The following is a 16,313-nucleotide window of genomic DNA, read 5'->3' on the forward strand; positions in this document are numbered from 1 at the left end:
CAGATCGGAAAGGAATAAGGTGCCAGTTTCGGAAGGTGTGATCTCCGCCCTGATCGAGCTGAAGCGGACCGACGACGAGGGGCTGACGGCGCAACTGACGAGTCAGCTGCGAAACCTGATCGCGACCGGTCGACTCGGCAAAGGCCGCGCGTTGCCGTCGAGCCGCCGGCTTGCGAGCGATCTCGGCGTCTCGCGCAACACCGTCACTTATGCCTTCGAGCAGCTCGCCGCCGAGGGATATCTCGAGGCGTCGCACGGTCGTCGTCCCATGGTCACGGTCGACGGCGGCCGTAACGAAGGGACAGGTGCCGTCGCACCGAGCGTCCGCTCGGGTAAGCCGCGGCTCTCGCCCTGGGCGTCGAAGCTCAAGCAGACCGACTGGCCGATGTCCTATCAGGCGCCACTGAAACCCCTGCGTCCGGGGCATGGAGATGCGCGGGAGTTTCCGCACGAAGTGTGGGCCCGGTGCCTGCGCCGCAGCGCGGTGCGCGCAGCCAAGCGCGAGCTTGGACCGGTCAACCGGACGCGCCTGCGCCAGGCGCTGGCGCATTATCTGGCCGCCAGCAGGGGCGTCCGCGCCACCGCAGACCAGATCCTGATCCTGCCGAGCGCGCAGGCCGCGCTGACCCTGATTGCGGCTGCGCTCATCACGCCCGGCGACGACGTCTGGGTCGAGGACCCCGGCTATCCCGGCGCAGCGGCGGCCTTCCTTGCCTCCGGCGCGCGCGTGATGGGGATGAAGCTGGATGAGCAGGGCATGCAGCGGATGCCGGGACTGGCCGCGCCAAAGCTCATCTTCATGACGCCCTCGCATCAGCATCCGACCGGGCGGCTGATGTCGCTCGCGCGCCGCACCGAATTCCTGGGCATGAGCAGGCCAGGCGAGACCTGGATCGTCGAAGACGATTACGATGGCGAATTCCATTATGACAGCCGGCCGGTGCCGGCCTTGCAGGGGTTAGACGCCCATGGCCGCGTGTTCTATGTCGGCACGTTTTCGAAAGCGATGACGTCGGATATCCGGCTCGGCTATGTCGTCGCGCCACCAGGGCTGGTCGGCACCCTCGAGATCGCACAGCGGCACATCGGGCTGATCGCCTCCAGCCACATCCAGGAAGCGCTGGCGGAGTTCATCGCAGACGGGCATTTTCTCGCGCATCTGCGCCGGATGCGACGGCTCTATCACGCGCGCCGCGATCACCTCGTCGAGGGACTGGAGCGTCATCTGGGCGAAGTTCTCTCTGCCGAAGTGCCCTCGGGCGGCATCCAGCTGGTCGCCCGCCTCAAGCGCGGTCGCACCGATCAGGCGGCGGTGCAAAGGCTGGTCGAGGCAGGCGTTGAAACGCGGGCCTTGTCCAGCCTGGCGCTCGGCCGTCCACGCGACCATGGCCTGCTGCTCGGCTTCGCGGCCTGGCGCGAGAATGAGATCAGCGCGGCGGTGCGGACGATGGCGTCGTGCTTCTAGAGCATGATCCGGAAAAGTGTGAAGCGGTTTTCCGAAAAGATCATGCTTAAACAACAACGCGCTAGTCCACGGCCTTCGTCACGATGCGGATCTCCGAGGTCAGCGTCCGGTGCACCGGGCACTTGTCGGCGATCTCCATCAGCTTCTTGCGTTGCTCCGCATCGAGCGCGCCGTCGATCGCGATGTCGCGCTCGATCTGGTCGAGCATGCCATCGCGCGTCTCGCACTCCGCGCAGTCCTTGGCGTAGATTTTCGAATGCTTCAGCGTGACCGTGACGCGATCGAGCGGCAGCGATTTGCGATCGGCATAGAGGCGCATGGTCATGGAGGTGCAGGCACCCAGCCCGGCGAGCAGGAAGTCATAAGGGCCGGGGCCGGCATCCTCGCCGCCGGCCGCAATCGGCTCGTCAGCCACCAAGTGATGCGGGCCGACGGTGATGGCCTGGTTGAACTTGCTCTTGCGGGTTTCCTGCACCACCACTTTGCGCGGCTCTTCCGCGAGATCCATCGCCTTCGCGGGCTTCGCGGTGTCGATGTAGCGGCTGGCCCAGGCCGCGATCACGTCGGCCGCGTAGAGGGCGTCGGCCGGCTTGGTCAGGAGATGATCGGCGTGGTCGAGCGAGACGAAGCTCTTGGGGTGTCTTGCCGCAACGAAAATCTTGGTCGCATTGTCGATGCCGACGGTGTCGTCGACAGGGGACTGCATCACCAGCAGGGCCTTGTGCAGGCCGGTGATGTCCTTCATCAGTTCTTGCTCGGCGATGTCGTCGAGGAATTCGCGCTTGATGCGGAACGGGCGCCCCGCGAGCGAGACCTCGACTTCGCCCTGCGCGCGGATGCTGTCGAGATGCTCGCTGAACAGACCGGTGACGTGAGCGGGATCGGACGGTGCCGCGATGGTCACGACAGCCTTGGCTTCCGGAATCCTTCCGGCCGCGGCGAGGATCGCGGCACCGCCGAGGCTGTGGCCGATCAAGATCGTTGGCGCCGTGCGGAGCTGGCGCAGATGATCGGCGGCGCGCACGAGGTCGGCGACGTTGGAGGTGAACGTCGAATTGGCAAAATCGCCTTCGCTGGAGCCGAGCCCGGTGAAGTCGAAGCGCAGCACCGCAATGCCCGTGGCGGCGAGCGCGACCGAGATGCGTTTTGCTGCCAGCGTGTCCTTGCCGCAGGTGAAGCAGTGCGCGAACAGCGCGTAGGCCGCGGGCTCGCCATCGGGCAGTTCCAGCGCGGCGGCTAGTTGATGGCCACCTTCGCCGGTGAATTGAAAGCGTTCGGTCGGCATGGGTTTCCCCCGTCCTTGCTTGAACTTAATCGCTTGAATAACGCTGCTCGGCCCAGGGATCGCCGCGGTTATGATAGCCGCGGACTTCCCAGAAGCCCGGCGCGTCCTCGGTCAGGAATTCGATGGCCTGAAGCCATTTGGCGCTCTTCCAGAAATACAGATGCGGCACGACGAGCCGTACCGGGCCGCCGTGCTCTTCGGTCAGCGGCTGACCCGACCAGCTGTGGGCGAGCAGCGCGTCCTCGGCGGCAAAGTCTTCCAGCGTGAGGTTGGTGGTGTAGCCGTCATGGGAATGCAGGACCACGAAGCGCGCGTCCTCGCGCGGCTGGCAAGCCGCAAGCAGCTCGCGCGTGGCGAGGCCTTCCCACTCATTGTCGTAGCGCGACCAGGTGGTCACACAGTGAATGTCGGAGGTGATCTGCGCCTGCTTCTGCGCCGCGAACTCGGCAAAGGTCCAGAACACGGGGGTCTCGATCGCACCGTAAACGTCGAGCCGCCAGCGCTCGCGCGAAACCGGCGGCACGACTCCGAGATCGAGCACCGGCCAGTCCTTGGTGAGATGCTGGCCCGGCGGTAGCCGCTGATCCTCCGGTCGCGTAACGCGGCCGGTGAGGAAGCGGCCTTCGCGCGCCCATTTCTCCTTGGTGCGCGTCAGCTTGCTGTCGGGCGGCTCGTTGTCGTCGGCCATGAGCTACTCGTGGCGATGCATCGCAGAGGCGTGCTTGGTGTCACGCATGGTGGAATAGATGATCAGCGACAGGCAGATGACGCCGGCGAGATAGTAATAGAACCACTCCTCATGCCCGATGCTCTTGAAATAGAGCGCGATCGCCGGTGCCGTGCCGCCGAAGATCGAGACCGTGATGGCGTAGGGCAGGCCGACCCCGAGGGCGCGGACATTGGTCGGGAACAGCTCGGCCTTCACCACCGCGTTGATCGAGGTGTAACCGGCGACGAACAGCCAGGCGCAGCAGATCAGAATGAAGGCCATGAAAGGCGACTTGGTCTCCTTCAGCGTCATCAGCAGCGGCACGGTCGCGAGCGTACCCGCGACGCCGAAGAAGATCAGCAACGGCTTGCGCCCGATCTTGTCGGAGATCGCGCCGTAGATAGGTTGCAGGATCGTTGCAAAGATCAGCGTGCCGAAGATCACGAAAGTGGTCTGGTCCTCGGTCAGGCCGACCGAGAGCTTGACGAAGGTCTGCATGTAGGTGGTGAAGGTGTAGAACGCCGCGGTACCGCCGGCCGTGAGGCCGACGACCAGCAGCAGCTCGCGGGGGTAGCGCAGCAAATTGGTGATCGAGCCGGTCGGCTTCACCACCTTCTTGGCTTCCTCGAAGGCATCGGTCTCGTGCAGATTGCGCCGCATCACCGCGGCAAAGATCGCCAGCGCCGCGCCGATCGCAAACGGGATGCGCCAGCCCCAGGCCTTGAGCTCCTCCGGCGTGAGGAAGACTTTTTGCAGGAGCAGCAGCACGATGATCGCGGTGAGCTGGCCGCCGATCAACGTGACGTATTGAAAGCTCGAATAGAAGCCGCGATGCTTGGGATCGGCAACCTCGCTGAGATAGGTCGCGCTGGCACCATATTCGCCGCCGAGGCTCAGGCCTTCGATGACGCGGGCGAGCGCCAGGATCACCGGCGCGGCGAAACCGATGGTCGCATAGGTCGGCGTCAGCGCGATGATCAGCGAGCCGAAGCACATGAAGACGACGGATAACGTCAGCGAGATACGCCGGCCGAAATGATCCGCGATGTAGCCGAACAGCCAGCCGCCCAAGGGGCGCATCAGGAAGGTCGCCGCGAACACCACGGCGACGTTCAATTGCTGGACGACGGGGTCGTTGCCAGGGAAGAAGGCCGGAGCGAAATAGAGCGCGAACGCCGTATAGGCGTAAAAATCGTACCACTCGACGAGATTGCCGATCGAGCCGATGAAGATCGCCTTGATCCGCCGTTTGGCGTCGGCGATGTCGATATCGATGTGATCAGAGGCCGGTAGGGTTGCTTGCTCTGTCACGTCCGGCCTCTCTCCGTTGGTCTTGGAAAGGCCTACATCGCCTTTCCGAACAGAAATGGCAACTGGCGGGGGCCTCTCACCGTGCCCTGTGACCAGGTCACCGTGCCTGCCGGATCGAGGGAGAAGTCCGGGATCCGCTTCAGCCATTCCTCCAGCGCAACCTGCATCTCCATGCGTGCAAGGTTGGAACCGACGCAGCGGTGGATGCCGAGGCCGAAGGCGGCATGGCGGTTCTCCCGGCGGTCGATCACGACTTTGTCAGCGTCCGGAAACATCTTGGGGTCGCGGTTGGCGGCCGGGAACGACAGCAGCACCATGTTGCCCGCCTTGACCGGGCAGCCCGAGATCGTGGTCTCCTTGACCACCTCGCGGGCCATGGTCACCGGCGAATAGGCCCGCAGCAGCTCCTCCACGGCGATCGGGATCAGCCCGGGCTCGGCGATCAGCCGTTCGCGGTCGGCCGGCGTCCGGGCGAGATGCCAGAGCGAGGAGCCGATCGCACTCCAGGTGGTGTCGATGCCGGCGATCAGGAGCAGCCGCAGCGAACCCAGCACATGGGACTCTTCCAGCGGCTGGCCTTCCTTGTCCTTGGCGTTCATCAAATAGGAAATCAGGTCGTCGGTCGGCTTCGATCTGCGCTCCTCGATATGCGTCCTGAAATAGGCGCTCATCTCCTGCACGGCCTGGAGCAGCTTGTTCTCGTCCTTGATGCCGAGCTCGAGGATCATGTGGATCCAGTCGATGAACAGATCGCTGTCGCTCTCGGGAATGCCGAGCATATGGGCGATGGCCTGAACCGGGATATATTTGCTGTAGCGCGCTGCGGCATCGACCTTGCCATCGGCGATGAACCCGTCGATCAGCTCGTTGCAGATCGCGCGCATCCGCGGTTCCAGCTTCTTCATCGCGTCCGGCGTGAAAGGCGGCAACAGCAATTGCTTGGCTGGCTTGTGCACGGGCGGGTCGGAGGTGATCGGCGGAGCGGCGTTCCTGGCGACTTCGGGCCGAACGTCACGGACGATGATGCGGCGCGAGGAGAAATGCTCGGTGTCGTTGGCGATCTCGCGCACCGCCTCATAAGTCGTCGGCATGTAGCAGCCGAGGAAGCGCTTTGTATGCACCACCGGGCTCGCGGAGCGAAGCTCCTCCCAGATCGAGAACGGATCCTCCGTCCATTGCGGATCGGTGTGGTCGAAATCGTTGACCCAGTCGGTGACGGGCGGGTGGGCGACAGGCTGGCTGACGTCGGACATGGCAGGAAATCCCTCGGGGCTCGTGTTCGCTAAAAGCACGCAAGCGGGCAGGGGCCGCGCTACTCCTCGATCACATCGATCGCAATTTCCGGGCAGTTGGATTTGGCAAGCCAGGCCTTGTCTTCGAGTCCGGGCGGCACGGTGCCGTCCCCGGCCTCATGGGCGTTGCCGTATTCGTCCAGCTCGAACAGCTCCGGTGCGAGCGCCTTGCAGCGTGCGTGGCCCTGGCATTTGTCGGGATCGACGTGAACCCTCAGTCGCTCTGTCATGGCGGCTTCCTCGGTCGTGTGCGCGGAGCCCGAAGGCTGGCGCGTTCCTCATGTCAATGTTGTCGGCGGCATTTGCCGCCTATTCTAAGTTATATGCTATTACATTCGCGACAGGCTTCCCCTGTCAAGCGCAAACTTATAGGCTTCGCCGTAACATGCGTTCACAACTCGTCCGTAAGCCGGAGAATACCTACCACCATGGCGATCTCCGTGACGCCCTGATCAAGGCCGCGCTGCGCGAGGCGGAGCAGGGCGGCGCCGAGGCGATCAGCATCAAGGCGCTTGCCAAACAGCTCGGCGTCTCGCAGCCGGCGCCGTATCGGCATTTTGCCGACCGTGATGCGCTGCTAACGGCGGTGACGGCGGAGGCGTTCCGGCAGCTCAGTGCACTTCTGCGCGAGGCGATGGCGAAGCCGTCGAAGCAATCGAAACTGTCGCGGCTGGCGCAGGCGACGCTCGATTTCGGTCTGCGCCGCAACGGCATCTATCGCCTGATGTTCGCTTCCCGCACCGTGTCATGCGCGGCGAAGGGCAGCGAGCTGCACGACGCCACGCGCGAGACTTTCGCGCTGGTGGTCGAAGCCCTCGAGGCACCGGCGGTCGGCTTCTTGCGCGAACGGCAAGCCCTCAAGATCTGGGCGGCGTTGCATGGCGTCGTGATGCTGGCCGAGCAGGGCCTGTTCACCGGCGAGGCCGCGCATGCCACGCGCGAGGAACTGGTCGAGGACTTTGTGAACGAAACGAAGGCCGCGCTTGCTGCTGCGATCAAGGATGCGCGTCGTCGGAAAAAGGCCGGCGCCTAGGCCTTCGCTTTCAGCAGCCTCATCAACTTGTCGACCGCGCTGTCCGGGGTCGTCACGACCGGGCGGCCGGTGGCTTCGGCGACCAGCGGCGCGGTTGCCGCGATGCTGAATTGCGCGAGCGCAATGACGTCGCAATCGCGCAAGTCCTTTGAAGCCTCGACAATCAGCCTGTCGTGCGTGGCGCGATCGCCGCGATCGAGCGCCGCCAGCGCGCCCTCGGCGAGTTTCGGCACGACCTGGGCCGAGGCCGGAAACTCCGGTGGCATCGAGGCCAGTGTCGGCGGGAAGGTCGAGAGCAGGCCAATTCGCTTGCCCATGGTCACGGCCTGCTCGATCATCGCCTCGTTCGGCTTCAGCACGGGCATTGGCGCATGTGCGCGCGCGACGGCCTCGATGCAGGGGCCGAACGCCGAGCAGGTGAACAGGATTCCGTTCGCTCCCGTAGCTGCCGCATAGTCGCCGAGCGCGAGGAAGCGCTCGGTCATGGCATCGTTGAGCACGCCGTCGCGGGCCAGATCCGCCGACAGGCTGTCGTCGAGCAGGTTCATCAGCCGCGCCTCTGGCCACGCCTTCGCGAACGCAGCCTCGATCGGCGCGATGGAATGCTTGAGGGCGTGGATGAGGGCGATGCGCATCGGTGTCTCTTCTCCTTCTCCCCGTTCTTACGGGGAGAGGGTCGGGGTGAGGGGCTCTATCCACGTTGAAAGTGAGGGATGAATTCGCGGAGGCTTCCCCTCACCCGACCGCTGCGCGGTCGGCCTCTCCCCGCAGGCGGGGAGAGGTGAAGCACCGTTTACTTGAACGGCACCGCGTACATCAAGCCGCCCTTGGTCCAGAGGCCGTTGAGGCCGCGGTCGAGCTTGAGCGGGCTCGCCTTGCCGACATTGCGCTCGTAGATCTCGCCGTAATTGCCGGTGGCCTTGATCACCGTCACCAGCCATTTGTTGTCGAGACCGAGCCGCGAGCCGAGGTCGCCGGAGGCACCCAGCAGGCGCTGGACCGCCGGCGTCTGTGACTTCGCCATCTCGTCGACATTGCCTTGCGTGACACCGAGTTCCTCGGCCTCGATCAGGCCGTAATGCAACCAGGTGATGATGTCGCTCCAGACCTCGTCGCCATTGCGGGTGAAGGGCCCGAGCGGCTCCTTGCTGATGGTCTGCGGCAGCACGACGTAGTCGGCCGGATTTGGCGCCGCGGTCGTTACCGCGCCGGCGAGCGCGGAGGCATCCTGGGTCATGGCATCGCAACGGCCGCCGAAGAAGGTCTGGTACATGGTGTCGACGCGATCGAACACCAGCGGCTTCCAGTCGATGCCGTTGGCGCGGCCGTAATCGCCGAGCGTGACTTCGTGTGTGGTTCCTTGCGCGACGCAGACGGTAGCGCCCTTGAGGTCCTTGATCTCCTTCACGCCGAGGTCCTTCTTCACGACAAAACCCTGGCCGTCATAGAAGTTGACCGGCCCCTGGCGGAGGCCCAGCGTCACGCCGCGCAGATAGGTCTGCGTCGAGTTGCGGTAGAGTACGTCGATCTCGCCCGATTGCAGCGCGGTGAAGCGATTCTGCGCGGTCAGCGAGACGTAGCGCACCTTGCTGGCGTCGCCGAGCACGCCGGCCGCGAGCGCGCGGCAATAATCGACGTCGAGACCCTTGTAATTGCCCTGCGAGTCCGGCGCGGAGAAACCGGCAAAGCCGGCGCTGACGCCGCAGATCAGCGTGCCGCGGCTCTTCACCGTGTCGAGCGTCGCCGCCGACGCGGCAACCGTCGATGCCGCGAGCATGCCGGCTACGATAACCACTTTCCTCATCATATGACTCTCCCCTCAGTGATTGACACTACGCAACACGTTGTCGACGGCGGTGCCGAGCTTGTCGACGATCAGATTGATCTCGTCAGCCGAAGCGATATAGGGCGGCGCCAGCAGCACATGGTCGCCACGGACGCCGTCCACGGTACCGCCGCCGGGATAGCAGCCGAGCCCATTGGCCAAGGCTTCCGCCTTGATCTTCTGGTTCAGCTTGAGCGCGGGATCGAACGAGGTGCGGCCGGCGCGGTCGGCGACGAGCTCGATCGCCCAGAACAGGCCGCGGCCCCTGATATCGCCGACATGGCGGTGATTGCCGAAGCGCTCGGTCAGCCGCTGCTCGAGCTGTTTGCCGCGCTCCTTGACGCGGTCGAGCAGGCGGTCCTCGCGGATCACATCCTGCACCGCGAGCGCGGCCGCGCAGGCGAGGGGATGCGCCAGATAGGTGTGGCCATGCTGGAACGCGCCGGAGCCCGCGCGGATGGTGTCGATGATCTTGCCGCTCGCGAGCATCGCGCCGATCGGCTGGTAGCCGCCGCCGAGGCCCTTTGCGATCGCCTGGATATCAGGAGCAACGCCCTCCTGCTCCCAGGCGTGCGTCGTGCCGGTGCGGCCCATGCCGCTCATGACTTCGTCGAGGATGAGGAGGGCGCCATGCCGGTCACAGATCCCACGCACCGCCTTGAAGTAGCCGTCCGGTGCCGTCACCGCACCGGCGGTGGCGCCGACAACAGGCTCTGCGAGGAACGCCGCGACGGTGTCCGGTCCAAGCCGCTGAAACTCGGCTTCGAGCTCCGCGGCCAGTCGCGCCACGAACTGCGCATCGGATTCGCCCTCGTGCTTCTCGTGATAGGCAAAGGCCGGCGTCACGTGGCTGAAGGCACCGGACAGCAGGGGCGCATAGGGCGCGCGCCGCCAGGCATTGCCACCGGCGGCGAGCGCGCCGAGCGTGTTGCCGTGATAGCTCTGCCGCCGCGCAATGAAGTGCTGCCGCTGCGGCTCGCCGCGCTCGATGAAATATTGCCGCGCCAGCTTGATGCTGGCTTCGATCGCCTCCGATCCGCCACTGACGAAATAGGCGTAGGCGAGACCGCCGGGTTCGTGCCCGACAAGCGTCTCGGCCAGCGCCTCGGCCGGCTCGGAGGAGAAGAAGGCGGTGTGCGCATAGGCCAGCGTCGAGGCTTGTTTTGCCATCGCCGCGATCACGCGCGGATGCTGATGGCCGAGGCAGGAGACGGCTGCGCCGCCGGAGGCGTCGATCACGCGCCGCCCGTCCTCGGCGAAAAGATAGACGCCTTCGCCGCCGATCGCCTTGGGCGGCGTTTCGCGCAACGAACGGTGCAGCACGCGGCTGGTGCGAGCGGCCATGGGTCAACCTTTCTCTGAAACGTATGTGGAGGCCGCGGCGAGCCGCGCCTCGGTGGTTTCCAGGCGCTTCTTCGCGGCCGTGCCGCCGAGCGAGAATGTTACCGCCGCGAGCGATTGCGCAATCGCGATGGCGCCCGTGAGACTCGGGAAGAAGCCGGGGGACGAGGCCGCCTCGAACAGCAGCACGTGGTCGGCGCCTTCTGCCATCGGCGCTGAGAGGCTGTCCGCGATCGCGATCAGCGCTGCGCCGGCACGATGGGCGGCCTGCGCAACACGGACGCTCGCATGCGTGTAGGGCAGGAAGCCGATGACGATGACGGCTTCGCCGGGACGAAAGGCGCCGAGATCGAGATCGTCGGGGCCGGATGCACCGACGAGTTGCACCTGTTCGGGACGGAACAGCCGGAGCTCGTAGTTCAAGAGCTCCGCGACGCTCCGGCAGCTTCGGTAACCGGCAATCCAGATACGCTTGGCGTCGTGCAGCGCGCGGGCTGCATCCGCAATCGGCTGGGCCGGAATGCGCAGAAGGCCGGCGCCCTCGGCCTCGAGCTTGTCGGTGACGAGCGCGACATCGGCGTTCGGGCCGTGACGGCGGCTCTTGGCGCGTCCGGAGAAAGGTGAGATCTGCGACGGCCGCCGCGCTTCGGTGAGTGCCGCGCGCAATTGGTCCCAGCCGGAATAGCCGATGGCCTTGGCAAGCCGCGTGAATGCGGCCGGGTCGGCGCCGGCCTCGGCGGCGAGATCGCGCATCGAACGGGTGGTGGCGTCGTAGTCATTGGCGGCAACGAAGCGGCCGACCTCCTGCAGGCGCAGGGGGAGCGATGGCAACGCAATGCGCAGTTCGTTCAAGGGCGAGGATTTCGCGGGCTCGGCCATGAAACATTTGTTGCACGCTTTTCAGATTGGTGCAACAGTTGACGTGCGCCGCCGGAAATCGTTGCTCGCCAGAAGGATTTTTGTGCTGTGACTTCAGACAGTCCAAGACCGCCGCCCCGCCGTCGCTTCTTCGGCGGATTTGGCCGCCGAGAGCTGCAAGGCCTGTTCTGGCAGGTGCTCGTCGTCGGAATCGTGCTTGGGGTTGTCGCCTTCCTCTGGTCCAACACCGTCACCAATCTCTCGGCCCGCCGCATCACCACCGGCTTCGCTTTCCTCGGCCGCGAAGCCGGCATGCCGATCGCCGACAGCCTGCTCTCTTATAATCCGAGAGACACGTACCTGTGGGCCTTCGTCGTCGGCATCGCCAACACCTTGCGCGTCGCCGTGATCGGCATCGTGCTCGCGACGATCCTGGGCACGCTGATCGGCATTTCGCGTCTCTCCGCCAACTGGCTGTTGTCGCGGCTCGCCGCCGTCTATGTCGAAACGCTCCGCGACATCCCGCTGCTGCTTCAGCTCCTGTTCTGGTACGTGTTGATGCAGGCGCTGCCGGCCGCGCGCGCGGCCTGGCGGCCGGTCGAGGGCGTATTTCTGTCCAATCGCGGCCTGATCCTGCCGGCGATTCCGGTCGGCTCGCCGCAGCTCTGGGCGCTCGGTACAGCCGTGCTCGGGCTTGCCGTGTTCTATCTCATCAGGCGATGGCTGATCGCGCAGCAGATGCGCGACGGCAAGCCGCGGCCGGCGTGGCCCTTTGCGGTTGGCCTCATCGTCGCGCTGCCGGCGGCAATGTCCGTGGCGCTTGGTGTGTCCTGGAAGATCGAATGGCCGGAGCTGCGCGGCTTCAACTTCGTCGGCGGGCTGACGCTCGCGCCGGAGTATTTCGCGCTGCTGATCGCGCTCGTGACCTACACCTCGGCCTTCATTGCCGAGATCGTGCGCAGCGGCATCCAGTCCGTGCCGCGCGGACAATGGGATGCCGCCAATGCGCTCGGCTTGCGCCGCAGCTTCATGCTGCGGCAGATCATCCTGCCGCAGGCGTTGCGCGTCATCGTACCGCCGATGACGAGCCAGTATCTCAACCTGACAAAGAACTCCTCGCTCGCGGTCGCGATCGGCTACCAGGACGTGGTCTCAGTCGCCAACACCACGTTGAACCAGACCGGGCAGGCGATCGAGGCGATCGCGCTGATCATGGCGGTGTTCCTGACCATCAGCCTCGGCATCAGCTTCTTCATGAACTGGTACAATTCGCGCATCGCGCTGGTGGAGCGCTGATCATGACGGCGATCACCGACATTCCGGACGCCCCGCGCGCTGCCCGCCGACCGCAGATAGGCAACCCGGTGCTGCGCTGGCTGCGCACCAACTTGTTCTCGTCGATTCCCAACGCCATTCTTTCGGTGGTGCTGCTGGCGATCCTCGCCAAGGGTATCTTCAGCTTCGTGCAGTGGGGCATCGCGAACGCGGTCTGGCTCACGCCGGCAAACGACTCCAGTGCCTGCCGCGTCGCGCGCGGCCTCGGTGCCTGCTGGGCGATCATCCCCGAAAAATATCGCTTCATCCTGTTCGGCACCTATCCGTTCGACGAGCAGTGGCGGCCGGCGCTGTCGGTCGTGCTGTTCATCGCGCTGTTCTATCTCTCCACCCGCCGCGCCCTGTGGCGACGCGAACTGGCCTATATCTGGATCGGCGCGCTGGCACTGATCAGCGTGCTGATGTGGGGCGGGGTGTTCGGCCTCTCGTTCGTCTCGCAGGACCGTTGGGGCGGATTGCCGGTGACGCTGATCCTGGCGACGTTTGGATTGGCCTTTGGATTTCCGCTCGGCATCCTGGTCGCACTCGGCCGGCGCTCAAAGCTGCCGGCGATCCGCTCGCTCTCGGTGCTCTATGTCGAGCTGATCCGCGGCGTGCCGCTGGTGAGCCTGCTCTTCATGGCGAGCGTGATGTTTCCGCTGTTCATGCCGAGCGGCTTCAACATCGACAAGCTGTTGCGTGCGCAGATCGCCATCATCCTGTTCGCGGGCGCCTACCTTGCCGAAGTCATCCGTGGCGGCCTCCAGGCCGTGCCGCGCGGGCAATATGAGGCCGCCGATGCGCTGGGGCTGTCCTACTGGCGCAAGCATCGCCTGATCGTCCTGCCGCAGGCGATCCGCCATGTCATCCCGCCGCTGGTCAACACCTTCATCGCGTTCTTCAAGGACACCAGCCTGGTCCTGATCATCGGCATCTTCGACCTGCTGACGACGGCCAAGACCGCGATCATCGATCCGGCCTGGCAGCAGTTCTCGGTCGAGGTCTACATCTTCGTTGCCGCGATCTACTTTGTCTTTTGCTTTGCGATGTCGCGGTACAGTCGCGGCCTGGAGGCGAATACCGCCTCGAGGTGAGCGGGCTTTCCCCGCCGCGGGAGCGGGCCAGAAGCGCTGGAAGCCTATACTGGAGCGCGAAATGCTTATGCCGCGCCTATATCGCGTGCCGGGATTCAAACTGGCAATCCTACGCGGCGAGATCCATCTGCAATTTGCTGGTGGCACTCACAAGAGGCACGTCACATCATGATGAAATCAGTTCTCGCAGCGTCGGCCATGCTGGTCGCGCTTTGCTCCGCCGCCTCTGCCCACGAGGCAATGAATCACTCGCACATGGCTTCGGCGGCCACCGCCCAGATGTCGGAAACGCATCCGAACTCCTTCGCCTTCGCCGCTCCAACGGATGAGGCCGGATACGATGCGCATCGGTATCACGGCGGGCCGAAAGCGAACGACTAAGGTCTGACCGGCGCACGGCGGGGACGGCCAAGCCTCCGCCGTGCGGCCCGCGTCAGGCCTTCACCTTGGGATCGATCGGCGTGGAGCCGCGCAGACCCAGAATGTCCTCCAAAACCTTCGCGCCGGCGATCACCTGTGCATCCGCGCGCGGGGCGCCGACGACCTGCACACCGACCGGGAGGCCCGACGCCGTGAAGCCGCAGGGCAGCGACAGCGACGGGCAGCAGGCGAGCGTGATGGCGTAGACGATGCCGAGCCATTCGACATAGTTCTCGAACTTCTTGCCGGCGCATTCGGCGACATAGCGGTGCTCGATCGGGAAGGGCGGCACGATCGTGGTTGGCGTCAACAGCAGGTCGTAGTTCTTGAAGAACTCGATCGCGCGCGCGGTCATGCCGACGCGCTGCGCCTCGGCGCGCGCGAGCTGCTCGACGGTGAGCTTGAGGCCTTCCTCGATGTTCCAGATCACCTCGGGCTTCAGGAGGTCGCGCTTGGTCCGCAGCAGATTGGCCTTGGTGATCGCGAAATCGAAGGCGCGCAGGACGTGGAAGCATTCATGCGCCTCGCGCCAGTCCGGATGCGCTTCCTCCACGATCGCGCCGGCCTCCGCAAAGCGTTCCGCGGCCTTGCGCGTGATCGCCTTGACCTCTGGATCGACCGGCGTGATGCCGAGATCGGGCGAATAGGCGATGCGCTTCGGCTTCTTGCCTGACTGCGCCGCCGACAGGAACGAGGTCGCAGGCGCCGGCAGCGACAGCGGGTCGTCCGCATAGTCGCCGCTCATGGCATCCAACAGCAGCGCAAGATCCTCGACGTTGCGCGCCATCGGCCCCACCACGCCGAGATTGCGGTCGATCGCCGATTTGGGCGTATGTGCGACGCGCCCGATGCTCGGCCGCATGCCGACGACGCCGCAGAACGCCGCGGGGCTGCGCAAGCTGCCGCCCATGTCGGAGCCCTGGGCGAGCCAGGCCATGCCGGTGGCCAGCGCCACGGCCGCGCCGCCGGAGGAGCCGGCCGCAGACTTCGTCGTATCCCAGGGATTGAGGGTCGCGCCGAATACTTCGTTGAAGGTGTTGGCGCCGGCGCCGAATTCCGGTGTGTTCGACTTGGCGTAGACGACCGCGCCATTGCCTTCGAGGTTCTCGACCATGAGATCGGACTGCTTAGGCACATTGTCCCTGAAGATCGGCGAACCCTGTGTGTTCAGCACGCCCGCGACATCGGTCAGGTCCTTGATCGGTACCGGCAGGCCGGCAAGCAGCCCGCGGGCTCCGGCCGGCTTCTGCATCAGCGCCTTGGCGTTGTCCCGCGCGCGTTCGAAGCATAGCGTCGGCAGCGCGTTGACCTTGCCGTCGACCTCACCGATGCGCTTCTCCAGCACATCCAGAAGCWCGAGCGGCGAGACGTCGCCGGATCGCAGCTTGTCGACGACGTCGCGTGCGGTTTCGCGGATCAGGTCTTGAGACAACTATTTTACTCCTGTGCTTATTGTGTCGTCATTGCGAGCGCAGCGAAGCAATCCGAACTGCCACAGCGGATGCATTCCTGGATTGCTTCGCTGCGCTCGCAATGACGGGAAAAACTAACCCCAGCCCGCGCTGATGCCGCCATCCACGGTATAGATGACCCCCGACGTATATCCGGCGCGATCAGACGCCAGGAACGCCATGAGATCGCCGATCTCGCGCGCATGCGCCGGACGGCCGAGCGGCAGACTCTTCTGGAATTCCTTGTAGCGGCTCTCGTCGCCGAACTGGTGCTTTGCCCGCGTCTTGAGCAGGGTGACGTGGCGATCGGTGCCGACCGGGCCGGGATTGATGCCGACCACGCGGATGTTGTCGGCGAGGCTCTTGCCGCCGAGCGCGCGGGTGAAGGCCATCAATGCGGCGTTGCCGGCGCTGCCGCAGATGTAATTGGCGTCGAATTTTTCGCCGGCCGCGCCGATGTCATTGACGATGACGCCGCCGCCCTTCGCCTTCATCTGCGCGTAGATCTGCCGCGTCAGGTTGATGTAGCCGAACACTTTCAATTCCCAGGCGTGCCGCCAGGTCGCCTCGTCGATCTTGTCGATCGAGCCGCCGGGAATGTCGCCGGCATTATTGACGAGCACGTCGATGTCGGCGGCTTCCCTCGCGAGCCGCGCCAAATCCTCGGCCTTGCGCAGGTCCACGATGCTCGTCGCGGCATCGATCTGGTGCGCGGAGCGCAGGCGGTCCGCCAGCGCCTTGAGCTGGTCGCCGCTGCGGGCGGCGAGCAGGAGGTTTGCGCCTTCCTCGGCAAACGCCTCGGCGGCGGCTGCGCCAATGCCTTTGGACGCGCCCGTGATCAGGACGCGCTTGCCACGCAGATGCAGATCCATGAAGGGTACTCGCTCGGTGGGAACATCAGGATCAAACCAGTAG

The 16,313-nt window shown here is 65.1% G+C and carries 16 protein-coding genes; 5 read left to right on the forward strand and 11 right to left on the reverse strand.

What is annotated here, in order from left to right:
- Positions 1-19: 19 nt before the first annotated feature.
- The gene (gene pdxR, locus AC1DW2_RS17745) at positions 20-1,465 is read left to right on the forward strand and encodes a MocR-like pyridoxine biosynthesis transcription factor PdxR (protein WP_477006760.1); all 1,446 of its coding nucleotides are present in this window, start codon (positions 20-22) and stop codon (positions 1,463-1,465) included.
- A 61-nt stretch (positions 1,466-1,526) separates the two neighbouring features.
- Here pdxR and AC1DW2_RS17750 read toward each other — a convergent pair whose 3' ends face one another.
- From AC1DW2_RS17750 to AC1DW2_RS17770, 5 genes are read right to left on the reverse strand one after another with little or no spacing between them, the layout of a single operon-like run.
- Positions 1,527-2,750 carry a bifunctional alpha/beta hydrolase/OsmC family protein gene (locus AC1DW2_RS17750; protein ID WP_477006761.1) on the reverse strand — a complete coding sequence of 408 codons (1,224 nt, stop codon included), beginning with the start codon at positions 2,748-2,750 and terminating at the stop codon, positions 1,527-1,529.
- Positions 2,751-2,775: 25 nt separating this feature from the next.
- The gene (locus tag AC1DW2_RS17755) at positions 2,776-3,438 is read right to left on the reverse strand and encodes a sulfite oxidase-like oxidoreductase (protein ID WP_247308076.1); all 663 of its coding nucleotides are present in this window, start codon (positions 3,436-3,438) and stop codon (positions 2,776-2,778) included.
- Between the two features lie 3 nt (positions 3,439-3,441).
- Positions 3,442-4,770, reverse strand: a complete 1,329-nt coding sequence (locus AC1DW2_RS17760) for an MFS transporter (RefSeq protein ID WP_477006762.1) — start codon at positions 4,768-4,770, stop codon at positions 3,442-3,444.
- A 32-nt stretch (positions 4,771-4,802) separates the two neighbouring features.
- Positions 4,803-6,023 carry a cytochrome P450 gene (locus tag AC1DW2_RS17765; protein WP_085403953.1) on the reverse strand — a complete coding sequence of 407 codons (1,221 nt, stop codon included), beginning with the start codon at positions 6,021-6,023 and terminating at the stop codon, positions 4,803-4,805.
- A gap of 59 nt (positions 6,024-6,082) precedes the next feature.
- Entirely contained in the window at positions 6,083-6,292 is a 210-nt protein-coding gene (locus AC1DW2_RS17770; protein ID WP_007607931.1) for a ferredoxin, read from the reverse strand.
- A gap of 155 nt (positions 6,293-6,447) precedes the next feature.
- On the opposite strand from AC1DW2_RS17770, the gene AC1DW2_RS17775 reads away from it, so the two are divergent.
- Positions 6,448-7,095: a TetR/AcrR family transcriptional regulator gene (locus AC1DW2_RS17775; RefSeq protein WP_071915774.1), complete on the forward strand. Its 648-nt coding sequence runs from the start codon at positions 6,448-6,450 to the stop codon at positions 7,093-7,095.
- On the opposite strand, the gene AC1DW2_RS17780 is transcribed toward AC1DW2_RS17775, so the two are convergent.
- The 4 genes from AC1DW2_RS17780 to AC1DW2_RS17795 all read right to left on the reverse strand — a co-directional run bounded on the left by AC1DW2_RS17780 (position 7,092) and on the right by AC1DW2_RS17795 (position 11,140).
- Complete coding sequence (locus AC1DW2_RS17780; RefSeq protein WP_166099135.1) at positions 7,092-7,730, reverse strand: aspartate/glutamate racemase family protein; 639 nt, start codon at positions 7,728-7,730, stop codon at positions 7,092-7,094. The two genes, AC1DW2_RS17775 and AC1DW2_RS17780, sit on opposite strands and share 4 nt — an antisense overlap.
- Positions 7,731-7,888: 158 nt before the next feature.
- Positions 7,889-8,902, reverse strand: coding sequence for an amino acid ABC transporter substrate-binding protein (locus AC1DW2_RS17785; protein WP_477006763.1), 1,014 nt, complete (start codon positions 8,900-8,902; stop codon positions 7,889-7,891).
- 12 nt (positions 8,903-8,914) lie between these two features.
- Positions 8,915-10,264, reverse strand: a complete 1,350-nt coding sequence (locus tag AC1DW2_RS17790; protein ID WP_477006764.1) for an aspartate aminotransferase family protein — start codon at positions 10,262-10,264, stop codon at positions 8,915-8,917.
- Between the two features lie 3 nt (positions 10,265-10,267).
- Positions 10,268-11,140 carry a MurR/RpiR family transcriptional regulator gene (locus tag AC1DW2_RS17795; RefSeq protein WP_477006765.1) on the reverse strand — a complete coding sequence of 291 codons (873 nt, stop codon included), beginning with the start codon at positions 11,138-11,140 and terminating at the stop codon, positions 10,268-10,270.
- Between the two features lie 87 nt (positions 11,141-11,227).
- Between AC1DW2_RS17795 and AC1DW2_RS17800 the strand changes: the two genes are divergently transcribed.
- From AC1DW2_RS17800 to AC1DW2_RS17810, 3 genes are all read left to right on the forward strand, one after another.
- Positions 11,228-12,415: an amino acid ABC transporter permease gene (locus tag AC1DW2_RS17800; RefSeq protein WP_477006766.1), complete on the forward strand. Its 1,188-nt coding sequence runs from the start codon at positions 11,228-11,230 to the stop codon at positions 12,413-12,415.
- 2 nt (positions 12,416-12,417) lie between these two features.
- Positions 12,418-13,527: an amino acid ABC transporter permease gene (locus AC1DW2_RS17805; RefSeq protein ID WP_477006767.1), complete on the forward strand. Its 1,110-nt coding sequence runs from the start codon at positions 12,418-12,420 to the stop codon at positions 13,525-13,527.
- A gap of 198 nt (positions 13,528-13,725) precedes the next feature.
- Positions 13,726-13,908 carry a hypothetical protein gene (locus AC1DW2_RS17810; RefSeq protein WP_135215961.1) on the forward strand — a complete coding sequence of 61 codons (183 nt, stop codon included), beginning with the start codon at positions 13,726-13,728 and terminating at the stop codon, positions 13,906-13,908.
- 52 nt (positions 13,909-13,960) lie between these two features.
- On the opposite strand, the gene AC1DW2_RS17815 is transcribed toward AC1DW2_RS17810, so the two are convergent.
- Positions 13,961-15,379: an amidase gene (locus AC1DW2_RS17815; RefSeq protein WP_477006768.1), complete on the reverse strand. Its 1,419-nt coding sequence runs from the start codon at positions 15,377-15,379 to the stop codon at positions 13,961-13,963.
- Positions 15,380-15,493: 114 nt separating this feature from the next.
- Positions 15,494-16,270 (reverse strand): SDR family oxidoreductase, encoded by a 777-nt coding sequence (locus AC1DW2_RS17820; RefSeq protein WP_063984709.1) that lies wholly within the window; start codon positions 16,268-16,270, stop codon positions 15,494-15,496.
- Between the last annotated feature and the right edge of the window lie 43 nt (positions 16,271-16,313).

It is taken from the genome of Bradyrhizobium sp. P3_C3 (assembly GCF_056402655.1).